12 protein-coding genes are annotated in these 15,457 nt (G+C 59.9%); 9 read left to right on the top strand and 3 right to left on the bottom strand.

The features are described from left to right. Window positions 1-178: 178 nt before the first annotated feature. From ACR0DE_RS18665 to ACR0DE_RS18655, 3 genes are read left to right on the top strand one after another with little or no spacing between them, the layout of a single operon-like run. Window positions 179-2,371, top strand: a complete 2,193-nt coding sequence (locus ACR0DE_RS18665; protein ID WP_480754722.1) for a dehydrogenase E1 component subunit alpha/beta — start codon at window positions 179-181, stop codon at window positions 2,369-2,371. Beyond that, window positions 2,368-3,402, top strand: coding sequence for an ACP S-malonyltransferase (locus ACR0DE_RS18660; protein ID WP_480754720.1), 1,035 nt, complete (start codon window positions 2,368-2,370; stop codon window positions 3,400-3,402). The genes ACR0DE_RS18665 and ACR0DE_RS18660 overlap by 4 nt, the downstream gene beginning before the upstream one ends. 41 nt (window positions 3,403-3,443) lie before the next feature. Further along, window positions 3,444-4,715 (top strand): NAD(P)/FAD-dependent oxidoreductase, encoded by a 1,272-nt coding sequence (locus ACR0DE_RS18655; protein ID WP_480754719.1) that lies wholly within the window; start codon window positions 3,444-3,446, stop codon window positions 4,713-4,715. A 2-nt stretch (window positions 4,716-4,717) separates the two neighbouring features. On the opposite strand, the gene ACR0DE_RS18650 is transcribed toward ACR0DE_RS18655, so the two are convergent. Continuing rightward, on the bottom strand, window positions 4,718-5,419 hold the full coding sequence (locus tag ACR0DE_RS18650; protein ID WP_480504100.1) for an SDR family oxidoreductase: 702 nt from the start codon (window positions 5,417-5,419) through the stop codon (window positions 4,718-4,720). 103 nt (window positions 5,420-5,522) lie between these two features. On the opposite strand from ACR0DE_RS18650, the gene ACR0DE_RS18645 reads away from it, so the two are divergent. Continuing rightward, window positions 5,523-6,374 carry a LysR substrate-binding domain-containing protein gene (locus tag ACR0DE_RS18645; protein ID WP_480754718.1) on the top strand — a complete coding sequence of 284 codons (852 nt, stop codon included), beginning with the start codon at window positions 5,523-5,525 and terminating at the stop codon, window positions 6,372-6,374. Here the strand turns inward: ACR0DE_RS18645 and ACR0DE_RS18640 are convergent. Beyond that, the gene (locus ACR0DE_RS18640) at window positions 6,365-7,267 is read right to left on the bottom strand and encodes a LysR family transcriptional regulator (protein ID WP_170398397.1); all 903 of its coding nucleotides are present in this window, start codon (window positions 7,265-7,267) and stop codon (window positions 6,365-6,367) included. The two genes, ACR0DE_RS18645 and ACR0DE_RS18640, sit on opposite strands and share 10 nt — an antisense overlap. A gap of 77 nt (window positions 7,268-7,344) precedes the next feature. On the opposite strand from ACR0DE_RS18640, the gene ACR0DE_RS18635 reads away from it, so the two are divergent. The 5 genes from ACR0DE_RS18635 to ACR0DE_RS18615 all read left to right on the top strand — a co-directional run bounded on the left by ACR0DE_RS18635 (window position 7,345) and on the right by ACR0DE_RS18615 (window position 14,522). After that, window positions 7,345-10,557: a reductive dehalogenase gene (locus ACR0DE_RS18635; RefSeq protein ID WP_480754716.1), complete on the top strand. Its 3,213-nt coding sequence runs from the start codon at window positions 7,345-7,347 to the stop codon at window positions 10,555-10,557. Window positions 10,558-10,686: 129 nt separating this feature from the next. Further along, window positions 10,687-11,553 (top strand): FAD binding domain-containing protein, encoded by an 867-nt coding sequence (locus ACR0DE_RS18630; protein ID WP_480754714.1) that lies wholly within the window; start codon window positions 10,687-10,689, stop codon window positions 11,551-11,553. Next, the gene (locus ACR0DE_RS18625) at window positions 11,550-12,029 is read left to right on the top strand and encodes a (2Fe-2S)-binding protein (RefSeq protein WP_170408211.1); all 480 of its coding nucleotides are present in this window, start codon (window positions 11,550-11,552) and stop codon (window positions 12,027-12,029) included. Before ACR0DE_RS18630 ends, ACR0DE_RS18625 begins: the two co-directional genes overlap by 4 nt. Beyond that, window positions 12,029-14,284, top strand: a complete 2,256-nt coding sequence (locus tag ACR0DE_RS18620) for a xanthine dehydrogenase family protein molybdopterin-binding subunit (protein WP_480754711.1) — start codon at window positions 12,029-12,031, stop codon at window positions 14,282-14,284. The genes ACR0DE_RS18625 and ACR0DE_RS18620 overlap by 1 nt, the downstream gene beginning before the upstream one ends. Continuing rightward, entirely contained in the window at window positions 14,277-14,522 is a 246-nt protein-coding gene (locus ACR0DE_RS18615) for a MoaD/ThiS family protein (RefSeq protein WP_480754709.1), read from the top strand. The genes ACR0DE_RS18620 and ACR0DE_RS18615 overlap by 8 nt, the downstream gene beginning before the upstream one ends. A 28-nt stretch (window positions 14,523-14,550) precedes the next feature. Here ACR0DE_RS18615 and ACR0DE_RS18610 read toward each other — a convergent pair whose 3' ends face one another. Beyond that, a complete protein-coding gene (locus ACR0DE_RS18610; protein WP_480754708.1) occupies window positions 14,551-15,423 on the bottom strand; it encodes a LysR family transcriptional regulator in 873 nt (290 codons plus the stop codon). Window positions 15,424-15,457: the final 34 nt, after the last annotated feature.

Genomic DNA, 15,457 nt, shown 5'->3' with positions numbered 1-15,457 from the left:
TTTTTTCCTACCGCCAGAGCGATGAGTGGTGCGCCACATCACTTTTGTGGTCGAGCGGGTGCCGTACCATCCGCGATCTTGAAATTCACGTCGGAGCGCGGGACAAATCAGCAAGCGGGTCGGGCCCGCGCAGAGGTTCCCCAAGGCCGATGACACCAACAAGACAAAAGCGAGAGACATGGACCGCGCCCAGATCGTACATGAGAATTTCCTGACCCGTGTCGCAAATCGTGATTTTCCCGACGGAGCCCCACCGAGCGTCGGTCTGGGCGATGCTGAAGCCGTTTCGCTATTCCGGTCGCAAGTTCTCAGCCGCGCGTTGGATCGGACCAGCCGGGCGATGCAGAAGGCGGGGCAGGGGTTCTACACCATCGGCTCATCTGGCCACGAAGGGATGGCCGCCGTCGCGCACGCATTGCGCCCAAGCGATATTGCCTTTCTGCATTACCGGGATGCTGCGTTTCAGATCGCGCGTGCCGAACAGGTGCCCGGTCAGCAGATCGCGTGGGATATGCTGCTCAGCTTTGCGTGCTCGAGTGAGGACCCGACCTCGGGCGGGCGGCACAAGGTGTTGGGATCAAGGGCGCTGATGATCCCGCCGCAGACCTCGACCATCGCCAGCCATTTGCCCAAAGCCGTTGGTGCGGCTTATGCGCTGGGGGCAGCCCGGCGACATGCGCCCGAACATCGCGTGTTGCCGGAAGACGGGATTGCGATGTGTTCATTTGGGGATGCCTCGGCCAATCACTCAACCGCGCAGGGGGCGATCAACACGGCAGGCTGGACCAGTGTGCAATCGACGCCGCTGCCGCTGCTGTTCGTGTGTGAAGACAACGGGATCGGGATTTCGGTCAAAACGCCCAAGGGCTGGATTCAGGCGTCGATGGAGCATCGTCCGGGGATCAAGTATTTTCAGGCCAATGGGTTGGACATTTATGAAACCCATGCGGTCGCGAAAGAGGCTGCAGATTATGTCCGCAAGCGCAGGAAACCGGCCTTCCTGCATCTCAGAACCGTGCGGCTTTATGGCCATGCCGGGGCGGATGTGCCCACGACCTATCTGCCGAAAACTGAGGTTGAGGCGGATGAGGCCAATGATCCGCTTTTGCACACCGTACGACTGCTGGATCAGGCGGGTGCATTGTCGCCGGATCAGGCGTTAAAAATCTACAGCGATACCTGCACCCGAACTGATCGTGTGGCTACAGAGGCTGCCAGCCGTCCCCATCTTGCCAATGCGACCGAAGTGATGGCAAGCCTGATCCCGCCTAAGCGCCCTTGTAAAGCGACCAACGGCCCGAGCGCTGAGGCGCGTGCGAAGACCTTTGGCGCAGATATGCGCGCGATGGATGAGCCGCAGCCGCTCAGCCGCCTGATCAACTGGGCGCTGACCGATCTGATGTTGGAACATGCCGAGATCGTTTGCATGGGCGAAGATGTGGGCCGCAAAGGTGGCGTCTATGGCGTCACACAAAAGCTGCAGCAACGCTTTGGTTCGGACCACGTGATTGATACGCTGCTGGATGAACAATCCATTCTGGGTCTCGCGATCGGTATGGGCCATAACGGTTTCATCCCGATCCCCGAGATCCAGTTTCTGGCCTATCTGCACAATGCCGAGGATCAGATCAGGGGGGAGGCGGCAACCCTGCCGTTCTTCTCGAACGGGCAGTTCACCAACCCGATGGTGCTGCGAATTGCGGGGCTCGGGTATCAGAAGGGCTTTGGCGGACATTTCCATAACGACAACTCTCTAGCCGTCTTGCGGGATATCCCTGGTGTCATCATCGCCTGCCCGTCGACCGGGGCCGATGCAGCACTGATGCTGCGCGAATGCGTGCGGTTGGCGCGCGAAGAGCAGCGGGTCGTGGTGTTTCTTGAACCGATCGCACTCTACCCGATGCGCGATCTGCATGCGGCGCAGGATGGCGGGTGGATGACCACCTATCCTGCGCGGGATCAGAAAATTGCGCTGGGCGAGGTGGGAGTACACGGGGACGGCACCGATCTCGCCATCGTGACCTATGGCAACGGGCATTACCTGTCGCAACAGGCCCTGCCCGAAATTGAGGCGGCGGGTCTAAAAACCCGGATTATCGATATGCGTTGGCTAGCTCCTCTGCCAGAGGAGGCCTTGCGTGAAGCCACCAAAACATGCGCGCATGTTCTGATCGTCGACGAATGCCGCAAGACCGGCAGTCAGTCCGAAGCGCTGATGACTTTCTTCGCCGAAGAAAGTCCCTCCACCCCAACCGCCCGCGTTGTGGCCGAGGATTGCTTTATCGCAACCGGCCCGGCCTATGCCGCGCCTCTTCCTTCGAAAGACGGTATCGTTGCCGCAGCGCTGGCTTTGACAGGAGCAGCCTCATGACCCGCACCGCCGTTGTGATCTGCCCGGGCCGGGGCACTTATAACAAGCCTGAGCTGGGCTATCTGCACCAACATCATTCGGATCGAATGGACTTGTTACGCAGCTTCGACGCCATTCGCGCCGGAACCGGACAGGATGCGATTACTGCCTTGGATGGGGCTGATCGCTTTAGCGTCGGGAAGTACTCGCGCGGCGATGTGGCCTCACCCCTGATCTATGCTGCCGCGTTGGCCGATGCGCAGGCATTGGCCAACGATATTGAAGTCGTCGCCGTCACTGGTAACTCGATGGGCTGGTATATTGCGCTAGCCACCGCAGGGGCATTGACCCCTGGGGACGGGTTTCGCGTGGTCAATACGATGGGCACGCTGATGCAGAAGCACCTGATCGGCGGTCAACTGGTTTACCCATTCGTCGATGAGACATGGGCGAATGATCCTGCCCGCAAAGCCGCATTGCTGGATGAGGTGGCGAGGATCGATGCGTTGCGCGATCATTCTCTGGCGCTTTCCATTGATCTGGGTGGGATGCTGGTGCTTGCTGGCAACGAGGCGGGTCTGACGGCGTTTGAGGCGGCACACCCTACGGTGCAGGATCGGTTCCCCCTACGGCTGGCCAATCACGCCGCCTTTCATACGGCGCTGCAGGCCCCGGTGGCGGCGGAAGGTCGGGCGCAATTGAGTTCTGATCTTTTTGCTCAGCCCAAGTTCCCGATGATTGACGGGCGTGGCAAAATCTGGTGGCCCGGCGCAACTGACACGAGTGAGTTGTGGGACTACACCCTGGGCCATCAGGTGACCGAGACCTATGACTTCACACATGCGATCCAGACGGCCGCACGCGAGTTCGCGCCCGATCTGTTCATCGTCACCGGCCCCGGTGCAACGCTGAGCGGCGCGGTGGCGCAGTCACTGACACTGGGGCGCTGGCGGGGCATGACAGATAAGGCGTCATTCCAGTCGCATCAGGAGGCGGATCCATTCCTCATCGCCATGGGGCGGGCTGACCAGCGCGCCCTTGCAACCAACTGAGACCAGCCTGATGATCAGCGAAACTTTGGCGAGGCCCGGGCATGCGCGACTATGATCAATCGTTATGGCGGCACACCTGTCGCGAGCGTATCGACACGCAAAAGCTTTCTGATGACGTAAGCGTTGATCTTGCCGTGATCGGCGGTGGTTACACCGGGTGTTCTGCGGCCTTGACCGCAGCAAAAGCGGGGGCTTCGGTGTGCCTGCTCGAAGCGCATCAGATCGGCCATGGTGGATCGGGGCGGAATGTCGGTCTCGTCAACGCAGGGCTTTGGCTGCCACCCGATCAAATTCGGTCGCATCTGGGGCAAATGGCGGGGGATCAGTTGATCGATCTGCTGGCTAACGCGCCGTCAGACGTGTTCGAGTTGATTGAAGCGCACGGGATTGACTGCGAGCCTGAGCGGCAAGGCACGTTGCATTGTGCTCATTCGGCATCGGGCTTTGGTGATCTGCGTACACGCCACGCACAGCTGAGCGCTTCTGGTGCGCCGGTTGAATTGCTTGATCCTGATGCGTCGCGCCAGCGGACGGGCAGCCCGGCAGTCCACGGCGCATTGTTTGACCCCCGCGCGGGTACAATTCAGCCGCTGGGCTATGCGGTGGGACTGGCCCGCGCCGCACAGAATGCGGGGGCGCAGATATATACGCAAAGCCCGGTTCGATCTTTGCGGCAGGAAGCCGGGGCTTGGGTGCTGCAGGGGGATGGTGGAACCGTACGCGCAAGATCGGTTATTCAGGCGACCAACGCTTATCATCAGGGCATCGCCGATATGGCGCCCGACTATGTGCCGGTCTATTACTTCCAATACGCCACCGCGCCGCTGTCCCATAACCTGCGGGCCAGCATATTGCCGAAGGCAGAAGGATGCTGGGATACCGGCCTCATCATGACATCCTTCCGTTTGGATCAGACGGGGCGGTTCGTCATTGGCGGCATGGGGGATCTAAGCAGCGCCGGAGGATTTGCCCACAAATCCTGGATCAGGCGCAAACTGGCGGCGCTGTATCCGCAACTGGCGGATCAGCCGTTGATCGAGGGCTGGCATGGGCGGATTGCCATGACTTCGGATCACATTCCCAAAATCACTCAGATCGGGCCAAATGCGTTAGCCGCGCATGGGTTTTCTGGTCGCGGGATCGGGCCGGGCACCGTGTTCGGGCGCTTGATGGCAGAGAGCCTGCTGAAGGACGATCCGTCTTTGCTGCCGGTTCCGTCAGTGGCTGAGTATAGCGAAAACTGGACTGGCCTGCGCCGCGCTTTCTTCGAAACCGGCGCGGCGCTGACGCATCTTGTTAAGGCGCGGTTCTGAGTTCAGACAGACCGGGTGATACCGCCATCGACGCGGATGTTCTGCCCGGTTATGTAGCCTCCGCCTTCTGAGGCGAGCATAGCCACGACCGAGGCGATCTCATCATAGCTGCGCCCGTAGCGGCCCATCGGGATGCGTGTGCGGAACTCTTCTTTTTCCGGAAGGCTGTCGATGAACCCGGGCAAGACGTTGTTCATGCGGATGTTGTCGGCGGCGTATTTGTCCGAGAACAGCTTGGTAAACGCCGCCAGCCCGGCGCGGAATACGCCCGAGGTAGGAAAAACCGGGTCCGGTTCAAACGCAGCAAAGGTTGAGATGTTGATGATCGATCCACCGCCCTGCGTTTGCATGATAGGGGTCACTAGTCGCGTAGGTCTTACGGCATTCATGAAATAGACATCCATGCCGGTGTGCCAGTCCTCATCGGTCAGCTCAAGCACCGCAGCGCGGGGCCCGTGCCCGGCTGAGTTCACCAGCACATCGATCCGCCCCCAATGGGACATTGCAGCATCGACCAGTTTCTGCAGGTCATCATTCGACTGGTTCGAGCCCGTGATGCCCACGCCACCCAACTCATGCGCCAGCGCCTCACCCTTGCCTGACGAGGAAAGGATGCCGACTTTGAAACCATCCGCCGCCAATCTGCGCGCGGAATCCGCGCCCATACCGCTGCCGCCTGCCGTGATCAAAGCTACTTTTTCCATCTTCACGCTCCTTTGCGATGTTTGGTATAAAGATGGCTGGCAGCGTTCACTTTGACCAATCAGTTCTATTGCGCATAGGCTGTAGAAAATCTACAGTCTAGTTATGCCCGCTCTTCCACCTCTCAATGCGATGCGCGCCTTTGAGGCCTCGGCACGCCACTTGAACTTTCGCTTGGCTGCGGAAGAAATCGGCGTAACCCAAGGGGCCGTTGCGCAGCAGGTGCGGGGGTTGGAGGCGCGGCTGGGCACTGCACTCTTTGAACGACTACCACGTGGGTTGCGCTTGACCGAAGCGGGGCGTCGGTTCCACGCGCCGCTGCGTCGGGCGTTTCGGCTGATTGAAGAGGCTGTCGATGAGCTGGCTGATCAGCGGCAGATCACGATCTCGGTCACGCCCAGCTTTGCCTCAAAATGGCTGGTGCCGCGTCTGAATGATTTTGTGACCCGCCATCCCGATATCTCGGTGCAGGTTGACGCGCGCGAGCGGTTGGCGGATTTCCAGTCTGATGGAATCGATATTGCAGTACGCCAGAGCCGTTCACCGGTTGCTCGAGATCTGCAAGCAACACCTTTGTTCTCGACCGAATTCGTTGTCGTGGGCAGTCCGGACCTCGCATCGCAAATTTCAGGTCCAGACGACCTGATGCAACACGTTTTGCTCAGCGATTCCCATGGGCTGTGGCCGTTGTTTCTTGAACGCGCCGGGGTCGAGGGGAAGCCGCGGATGATGAGTTTCAGCCAGACAAGTCTGGCGATAGACGCCGCTGTCTCGGGGCAAGGCTTTGCGCTGGCCAATGCGCCACTTGTGTCTGCGGAACTGGCTTCGGGTCGATTGATGCAGCCGCTCTCTGAGGTGCTGGTTGACGATTTGAGCTTTTTCATCGTCACCCCGCAGAAACCGCGCCAACCGGAGCTGGTGAAACAGATGCGCGACTGGTTGCTATCTCAGGTCTGAAGCGAGGCCGCAATCGCGTCGATCCGGTCGCGTAACCAACGATGTGCCGGGTCGTTGGCCGAGCGTTGGTGCCAGACCATATAGATTGACACTGCTTCGCATTTGAACGGCAGTGGCGCACTGTCCAGCGTGGCAAGCGGCCCGCATTTCATCAACTCCGTATCGGTCGAGATCAGGTCGCTGCCTTTCACGAATGGCGGGATCGCGTTGAAATGCGGCAGGGTTACGACGGGCGGTCTGATCTGGCTTTGATCCACGCCACGCATCACGGCACGGGCGTTGCGCCCGTCGGCAAATCGCACCTCAACATGATCGCTATTGCAATAGGATTGCCAATCCTCAGGCGGATCACGGTGAGCGGCATCATAGAATACCAACAACGGGCTGGTGATCAGCCGCTTCTGAAAGATATCCGGCCCGTCCGGTGGCAGCGGGGTGAGCATCAATTGACACCGGTCGCTGCGCAGCAAGTCCGGGTCGGGAACACCCGACGGGATGAACTCCAGCCGCAACCTGACGCCTTCGGCGCGTGTCGCCCGCAGAAGTTCGGGAAAGATCAACTCACGCGGCATGTCGTTGGTGGCGATCTGAATGTCCATCTGTTCGGACAGCGGATCAAACGGGCGACCTTCGGTCAGGGCGCGCATGTTATCCAGCACCTGTTGCACCGGCTCTTTCAACGACAAAGCGCGTTCGGTCGGGGTCAGCCCCTGTCCGGATCGGACAAATAGTGGATCGCCCAGCACTTGCCGCAACTTGCCCAGCGTATGGCTGATGGCCGATTGCGTCACCCCTAACCGGTCGGCAGCTTTCGACACCGAGCTTTCTTCGAGTATCGTCAGGAACACCCGTAGGACCTTGCCGTCCAGATCTGTGAAATCAATTCTGCTCATACCATTTATGATTATTCATGAATGGATTTGGTGTCCATGCCGGGGTAGGGGAAAGGGCAGCTAACTGGAGGCGCGCGATGGGGATCCGCTTTTTCTCGGACAAGAACAGACCTGTTCACATGGGTCCGTTCCCGCTGGAACGGCTGGCGCGGCAGGGTCGGATGCCTGATCTGGCGCAGGTCGAACCGATGTGTGCGCTTAGCTTTCGCAGGCCCGAGCAGCCCGAAAGCATCGTGAATGCGATGGGCGAGTTTCAGGCGATGATGGACGCAATTCGGGATGGATTTGTGAACCCCGTAGCATCGGAAATTCCTGCCAACCCAGCAGATCGTGCCAATCATCTGAAAGCGTTTGGCTATTTCAACGATGCGTCGATGATGGGCTGCGGGCCGCTACCCGCGGAGGCGATGCTGGCTGAGCCTCGGCGTAACCCGGATATCGACCGGCTGGCACATGCGCTAAGGACACGGCAAACCAAAACGCTGGCCTCAGGCATCGATGTGATCATGGCGGATCTAAAAGAAAGCATGGAGGCCGCGCCACGCCCGATGGACCGTCATCGCCATACGCTCGTGTTTCTCTATGAGTTCAACCGCGATCCGGACCCCTCGGAGCCCGGGTCCGATTGGATCATGGATGCGCAGGATCACCGCGCCTGTTTGCTTGCCACCGAGAATGCTGTGGTCATTGCCAACTACATCCGCCTCCTGGGTTTCGATGCGCGGGCGCATACGGCGATGTCCTCTGAGGTTGATCTGGGCAAGCTGGCAGTTGCTGCGGGTCTGGCCTCGGTTGAGGATGGTGCGGTTGTGGTGCCTTGGTTGGGTAAGCGGTTCGGATTGGCCGCTGTGACCACCGAAATGGAGATCGCGCATGACCGACCCTTGCGACCGCTGGCCGAACAACCGTGGTTCCGCACGCAAGGACCTGCATGGTGGCTGGGTGCAGGCTTCGCCAAGAACGCTGTGAACCGGGATGCCTATGCCAAGCGGCGCTATGTGGACGGGGCACATCCTTTTGAAAACCTCAAACGAGTCGACACACCGACCACCTATATCGACGAGCAAAACGTAGCCCGGGTGCCCAAACGCGCAGACATGTTTGCGCGGGCTCAGTTCGGCGACATGGGAAAATCGCTGCAGGATGCGACAAAGGGCGGGCATTACGTGCGCAAATCCGCCCCCAGCTTCGCCCAACGCCGCGCGCTGGGCGCATTTGTTTTGCTGCAGGACGGTGACAGCGCCGAGGCTGTACAGCCCACAGATACCGAAAGAAATGCCGCGAATATCAAGGCTGCAACCTATTTCCTTGGGGTCGATGCGGTCGGGCTCAGCCGGTGCCCCGAGTGGAGCTGGTATTCCCATGACGCCACTGGAGAAGAAATCGTTCCGCCCCATGATCAGGCGATCAGCATGATCATCGACCAGGGCTATGAGACGATGGAAGGCGCCAGCGGGGATGACTGGATCAGCGTGGCCCAATCCATGCGCGCCTATCTGCGGTTTTCACTGCTGGGGGGCGTGATCGCGCAGCAAATCCGAAATCTCGGCTACAAGGCCAAGGCGCATACGGTGATGGATGGCGAGGTGCTGCAACCGCCGCTGCTGCTGTTGTCGGGGTTGGGGGAGGTCAGTCGGATCGGTGAGGTGATCCTGAACCCCTATCTTGGCCCGCGCCTGAAATCCGGTGTCGTGACAACCGACATGCCGATGACGCATGACAAACCCATCGATTTCGGCCTTCAGACGTTTTGCGAAAGCTGCAACAAATGCGCTCGGGAATGCCCTTCGGGCGCGATCACTGCCGGGCCAAAGCTGATGTTCAACGGCTATGAAATCTGGAAATCCGACAGCCAGAAATGCGCCACTTACCGTATCACCACGCCCGGGGGGGCGATGTGCGGACGATGCATGAAGACCTGCCCGTGGAATCTCGAAGGTATATTCAAGGAACGCCCGTTCCGATGGGCCGCGATGAATATTCCGCAGGCCGCGCCTGCATTGGCCAAACTGGATGATGCGGTCGGCAATGGTGGTCTAAATAACATCAAGAAATGGTGGTGGGATATCGAGCTGGAACCTGACGGGGCCTATCGCCCGTCGCAGCACCCATTGAACCGGCGGGACCTACAAAAAGACCTCGATTTGAAGTACGAGGATCAGACGCTTGCGGTCTACCCCGCTCCGCTCGCTCCGCACCCATGGCCCTATCCCTTCAACATGGACCGGGAAGCCGGAATTGCCGCCTATGAGGCGATGGTCACAGCTGAAGACTACAAAGCGCGAAAAGCGGCCGGCGATATGTCTGTGATCCACCGTTATCAGGTCGCAGGGGACGCCCCGGTGATGCGGGTGGAATTAACCAAGGTCGACAAGATGACCTCGGATGTCACCAAGTACGAGTTCTCAACCCTCGACGGTGCGCCCTTGCCGAAATGGACGGCGGGTGCGCATCTGGACGTGCTGGTTTCGCCCGAATTCCTGCGGCAGTACTCGATGTCGGGCGATCCCTCCGACCGCAACACTTATCAGATCGGCGTGCTGCGCGAGGATGAGGGGCGCGGCGGCTCGGCCTTGCTGCACCGCATCTTCAACGAAGGGCGCAAGGTCTTCATCTCAAAGCCGATAAACCATTTTGAGCTGGACGAGACTGCAACCAAAACCTTCCTGATGGGCGGTGGTATTGGCATCACGCCGATGATTGCTTTTGCCCACCGACTGTATGAGTTGGGCAAACCGTTCGAGTTACACTATTCCGCCAGCACACGAGCAGGTGCCGGATATCTGGATGATCTGGCGGCTGTGCCATGGGCCGATCACGTGCACTATCACTTCTCGGACGAGGGCACACGGGCCGATCTGGAGGCTGTTCTGGGCGGATATCAGGACGGATGGCACGTTTATACCTGCGGCCCTGACCGCTATATGGACGGCGTCATTCACGCAGCCGAACGGCAGGGGTTTCCGGAAGGTGTACGGCATCTCGAATATTTCTCGGTGCCGGAACAGCCCGAATATGAGAACCATCCGTTCACTCTGAAATTGGCGAAATCGGGTCGGGAGTTGACTGTACCCGCTGACAAAGATGCGGCGCAGGTACTTAATGAGGCGGGCTTTCACGTGGATGTGAAATGCGCTGATGGGATCTGCGGGGTCTGCAAATGTGACGTGATTTCAGGTGAGATCGAACACCGCGATTTCGTTTTGTCCAACAAACAACGCGAAGGTGCGATCATACTGTGCCAAAGCCGGGCGGCCCGGGCAGACGGGGTGATCGAGATCGATCTGTGATTGCTCTCGATAAAACGACATTTTGAATCCCAAAAATTGGTCGTTCCAGCCATGGACGCCGCCGACTTGCTGCACTAACGTCCCCGGCGAACCCCAGTCTATCCTGATCAACAGGTGCGAGGTACTTTCATGGATTATCACAGCCCCGCCAGCTTTGCCGAGGCGTCGGCTCTGGCCGCAAATGCAACGGGCATCACTCGGTTTCTGGCAGGCGGCACCGATGTGCTGGTGCAGTTGCGCTCGGAATTGGTGACGCCCGATACGCTGATCGACATCAAGAAGATCGATGGCGTTAGCGAAATTACCCGCAATGCCGATGGCAGCTGGACGCTGGGCGTCGCCGCGACCGGCGCCGAGATGAGCGAGCACGCCGCGTTGGGCCGCGATTGGCCGGGTGTGGTCGAGGCGATGGACCTGATTGGATCGACTCAGGTACAGGGGCGTGCGACGCTGACCGGGAATCTGTGCAATGGCTCTCCGGCGGCGGATTCGGTGCCAGCTATGGTTGCGGCAGGCGTTACGGTTACCGTGACTGGCCCGGACGGCACACGAGAGGTGGCGGTCGAAGACATCCCGACGGGACCTGGCAAGACCTCACTGGCCAAAGGCGAACTGATCTCGGCGGTCAACATTCCAGCGCGTGGCGACAATGCCGGTGACGCCTATCTGCGCTTTATCCCGCGCACTGAGATGGACATCGCGGTGGTTGGTGTGGGCGTAAGCTTGCGGCTGGATGGTGATACCATCACCGAAGCGCGTGTCTCGCTGGGCGCTGTCGCGCCGACCGTACTGCTGGTCGAAGACTGTGCGAAAGCGATTATCGGCAGCACGTTGGATGACGCGGCGCTGGACGCGCTCGCTGCAGCGGCCTCGGCTGCCTGCAACCCCATTGATGACAAACGCGGCACTATTGCATTCCGCACCGAAGTTGCTGGCGTTCTGGCCAAGCGCGCCGCAAAAATCGCCTATGCCCGCGCAAAGGGAGAAGACGTATGAGTAAGTTCCACGTATCCACCACCGTAAATGGGGACGCGGTTGAATACCTCTGCGACCCACGCGAAACCCTGCTGGACTGTCTGCGCGACAAGCTGAACCTGACCGGCGCGAAAGAGGGCTGCGGCACCGGCGATTGCGGTGCTTGTTCGGTCAGCGTCGATGGCCGTCTTGTGTGTTCATGCCTGATGTTGGGCGTCGAGGCTGAAGGCAAGCAGATCGAAACGGTCGAAGGGATCGCGGACGGCGACGTCCTGCATCCGCTGCAAAAGAAGATGATCGAGTATGCCGCCCTGCAATGCGGCATCTGTACCCCGGGCATTCTGGTGGCGGCCAAGTCGCTGCTGGAAAAGAACCCCAATCCCACCGAAGAGGAAACCCGGTACTGGCTGGCAGGCAATCTCTGCCGCTGCACCGGCTATGACAAAATCATTCGCGCCGTGATGGATACGGCGGCTGAGATGCGGGAGGCTTCGTAATGGCACTGGACGATCGCAAATCTGACTTCACGTTTGTTGGCACCCGACCCGATCGCCCTGACGGTCTGGACAAGGTGACGGGCCGCGCCAAGTTCGGTGCGGATATCTCAGCCCCCGGCATGTTGCATGGCGCCATCCTGCGTTCACCCCATGCCCATGCGCGGATCGTCAAGATTGATGCTTCAAAGGCCGAGGCCCACAAAGACGTCAAAGCCGTCGTGACCCGCGCCGATTTCGCCGATGTTCCGTTCAAGCCGGGGCTGGAAGGCGAATTCTGGAACGTGCTGGAAAATGTCATGGCGGGCGAAAAGGCTCTGTATGACGGCCACGCGGTAGCAGCAGTTGCAGCGACATCAGCCTTGGCGGCACGCGATGCGCTGAAGCTGATCGAGGTTGAATATGAAGTTTTGCCCCATGTCACAGATGTGGACAAGGCGATGGCCCCCGACGCGCCCGTCATCCGCGAAGGCGCGGCGGACTACTCGGTGCCCGAGGGGATGCACCCCAACGTAGTGCGCTATCACGAAAGCGGCCACGGAGATGTCGAAGCCGGATTTGCCGAGGCGGATCTGGTAATTGAGGACAGCTTCGTTACCGAAGCAACCCATCAGGGTTACATTGAACCTCATGCCTGCATGGGGTCTCTGGGTACTGACGGCAAAGGTGAGCTTTGGTGCACCACCCAGGGCCATTGGATCGCACAGAAAACCTGCGCGGCGTTGCTGGGCATCGAAACCTCACAACTGCGTGTGACCGCGTCTGAGATCGGCGGCGGCTTTGGTGGTAAGACCACTGTGTTCATCGAACCGGTTGCGTTGGCGCTCAGCCGCAAGGCCAACCGCCCCGTAAAGATCGTGATGACCCGGTCCGAGGTGTTCCGTGCGACCGGCCCGACCTCATCGGCGTCGATGGATATCAAGATCGGTATGAAGAAAGACGGCACCATCACGGCGGCTCAGGGCATTTTCCGCCTGCAAGGTGGAGCCTTCCCGGGTGCGCCCGGCGACATGACCGCCATGTGCGCCTTTGCACCCTACAACCTGACCAATGTGCGTCAGGTCGGCTATGACGTGATGGCCAACCGCCCGAAACAGGCCGCCTATCGTGCACCGGGCGCTCCGATGGGCGCGTTTGCGGTCGAATCCGTTCTGGATGAGCTGTGCAACAAACTGGGCCTCGACCCGGTGGATGTGCGTCTGAAAAACGCGGCGCATGAAGGCACCAAGGCCAGCTATGGCCCGACCTATGAGCGCATCGGTCTGGTCGAAACGCTGGAAGCTGCGAAAGCGCACCCGCATTACGCGGCGCCGCTGAAACCGGGGCAGGGGCGTGGGATCTCCTGCGGGTTCTGGTTCAACCATGGCGGCGAGACATCCGTGTCGCTGGCCCTGTCCGAGGACGGCTCGGCCCAAGTCATGGTCGGTACGCCGGATATCGGCGGATCACGCGCGTCAATGGCGCTGATGGCGGCCGAGGTTCTGGGTATTCCCTACGAGAACATCCGCGTCACCGTCGCCGATACCGCAACGCTGGGTTATAATGATGTAAGCCACGGCAGTCGCGTGACCTATGCCTCGGGTCTTGCAACCATCAAGGCGGCGCGCCACGCGGTCGAGCAACTATGCGCCCGCGCCGCAGCCAGCTGGGGCATTCCGGTTGATGCGGTGAAGTGGGAGAATGGCTGTGCCGTGCCTTCGGGCCCCAACGCCGGTGACTTCGATCCGCGCCCACTGGCCGATATCACCGCCCATATGGGCGCGACCGGCGGCCCGATCTCGGGCCATTTCGAGGCTACACCGGAAGGTGCGGGCGTGTCGTTCGGCACCCATATCGTCGATGCTGAGGTTGATCCGGAAACCGGCAAGACCAGCATCACCCGCTACACGGTCATCCAGGACGCGGGCAAGGCGATCCACCCGACCTATGTAGAAGGCCAGTTTCAGGGCGGTGCCGCGCAGGGCATTGGCTGGGCGCTGAACGAGGAATACATCTATGGCGACGACGGTCGTCTGCAGAATTCGATCTTCCTCGACTACCGCATCCCGGTCGCCAGCGACCTGCCGATGATCGACACGGTGATCGTCGAAGTGCCCAACCCCGGCCACCCGTTCGGTGTACGCGGCGTGGGAGAGACCGGCATCGTGCCGCCCTTGGCCGCCATCGCCAACGCGGTCTCCAACGCGACCGGTGTACGCCTGAAGCAACTGCCAATGTCCCCGCCGCGCATTCTTGCCGCGCTCAAGGACAATGGTTGAGGTCCACCTCTGGTCTAGCCTCCGGTCTTTGACCGGGGGTCTCGAGGTGGTCGAGGTTGAGGCCGCCACCACGGGCGAATTGCTGCAGGAACTGGTGCGTATACATCCCCGGCTGCAGGCACCGATCGATGCGGGGGTCTCGGTGGCGTTGGACGGGCGCATCATCGCGACCGGACTGTCCGAGCCGATTCCGGAAGGTGCCGAGGTTTATCTGATGCAGCGTCTCAGGGGCGGTTGAAGGCGAAAGGTCTAATCGACCCCGTCCCTCACGCGAAATCACGGGACAGGATGAACGCGCAACACTGCTCGGTCAGATATTGGAAGCGCGAACGCTCGCGGACATAGAGATACACTTGCCTTTTGTCGTGAAGGTCCGTGATCGGGCGGTAAGACACCGCCTCCGGCAAGAATTCGGCAACGGTTTGAGGAAGCACTGTGATCCACTCGCCCGATCGCACCAGCGTGATCAATGAATGCGTGTTGTGAATTGTGATCTCGGCGTTTTTGATTGCCGTATGGAAAGCCGGCGTTTGAATCAGATCGCACAACGTGTTTCGGACAAAGGGCGCGCTGGCGATGTCGGGGATATTCAGCGGTTCTGCGCGTGTGATCAGAGGATGATCCGAGGCCGCGACCAATCCAAAGGAGTCCTGAAATAGCGGAATGGTTTGGATGCCGTTCAGGGCGTGATACCCGGATGCGATTCCGATATCTGCCTGATCCTGAGCGATGGCATCCAACACCTGCTGCGTGTCGGTGTCGCGCAGCTCGATCTTCACCCCGGGGGATTCGCTGCTCATGTGGTGCAATAGTGGTGGAAAGATCAACGCGCCAACCGACGGGACGGATACGATCCGGATCAAACCCTGTTCGGCCAGCGCGGCGGCCTCGATATTCTGGACGGTCTGATCGAATTGGCGCACTTGCCGCAAGCCCAGATCGAGTACCTGCTCACCCAGCGGGGAAAGCTGGTTCTTGCGCTCGCCTTCGAACAGCTTTTTGCCCAGATGGTCTTCGAGCTGCTTCAATGTCATCGAGACGGCTGATTGCGTTCGACCAAGGCGGTCGGCGGCCTCGGACAGGTTCCCGGTCTGGGCCACCGTGCAAAAGCAACGCAGCATCTCAATCTTGATTACCAACTTCAGGTTCCTTGAAGTTTGTTTAAGTTATTTG

It is taken from the genome of Ruegeria sp. C10 (genome assembly GCF_056537805.1).
This window is presented reverse-complemented; position numbering and strand designations above follow the sequence as displayed.

Excerpts from the sequence above, each read along its gene's own strand:
- ACR0DE_RS18660 (WP_480754720.1), top strand. The coding sequence starts at position 2,368 with ATGACCCGCACCGCCGTTGTGATCTGCCCGGGCCGGGGCACTTATAAC.
- ACR0DE_RS18615 (WP_480754709.1), top strand. The coding sequence starts at position 14,277 with ATGGTTGAGGTCCACCTCTGGTCTAGCCTCCGGTCTTTGACCGGGGGT.
- ACR0DE_RS18640 (WP_170398397.1), bottom strand. The coding sequence starts at position 7,267 with ATGAGCAGAATTGATTTCACAGATCTGGACGGCAAGGTCCTACGGGTG.
- ACR0DE_RS18665 (WP_480754722.1), top strand. The coding sequence starts at position 179 with ATGGACCGCGCCCAGATCGTACATGAGAATTTCCTGACCCGTGTCGCA.
- ACR0DE_RS18655 (WP_480754719.1), top strand. The coding sequence starts at position 3,444 with ATGCGCGACTATGATCAATCGTTATGGCGGCACACCTGTCGCGAGCGT.
- ACR0DE_RS18620 (WP_480754711.1), top strand. The coding sequence starts at position 12,029 with ATGGCACTGGACGATCGCAAATCTGACTTCACGTTTGTTGGCACCCGA.
- ACR0DE_RS18635 (WP_480754716.1), top strand. The coding sequence starts at position 7,345 with ATGGGGATCCGCTTTTTCTCGGACAAGAACAGACCTGTTCACATGGGT.
- ACR0DE_RS18650 (WP_480504100.1), bottom strand. The coding sequence starts at position 5,419 with ATGGAAAAAGTAGCTTTGATCACGGCAGGCGGCAGCGGTATGGGCGCG.
- ACR0DE_RS18645 (WP_480754718.1), top strand. The coding sequence starts at position 5,523 with ATGCCCGCTCTTCCACCTCTCAATGCGATGCGCGCCTTTGAGGCCTCG.
- ACR0DE_RS18625 (WP_170408211.1), top strand. The coding sequence starts at position 11,550 with ATGAGTAAGTTCCACGTATCCACCACCGTAAATGGGGACGCGGTTGAA.
- ACR0DE_RS18630 (WP_480754714.1), top strand. The coding sequence starts at position 10,687 with ATGGATTATCACAGCCCCGCCAGCTTTGCCGAGGCGTCGGCTCTGGCC.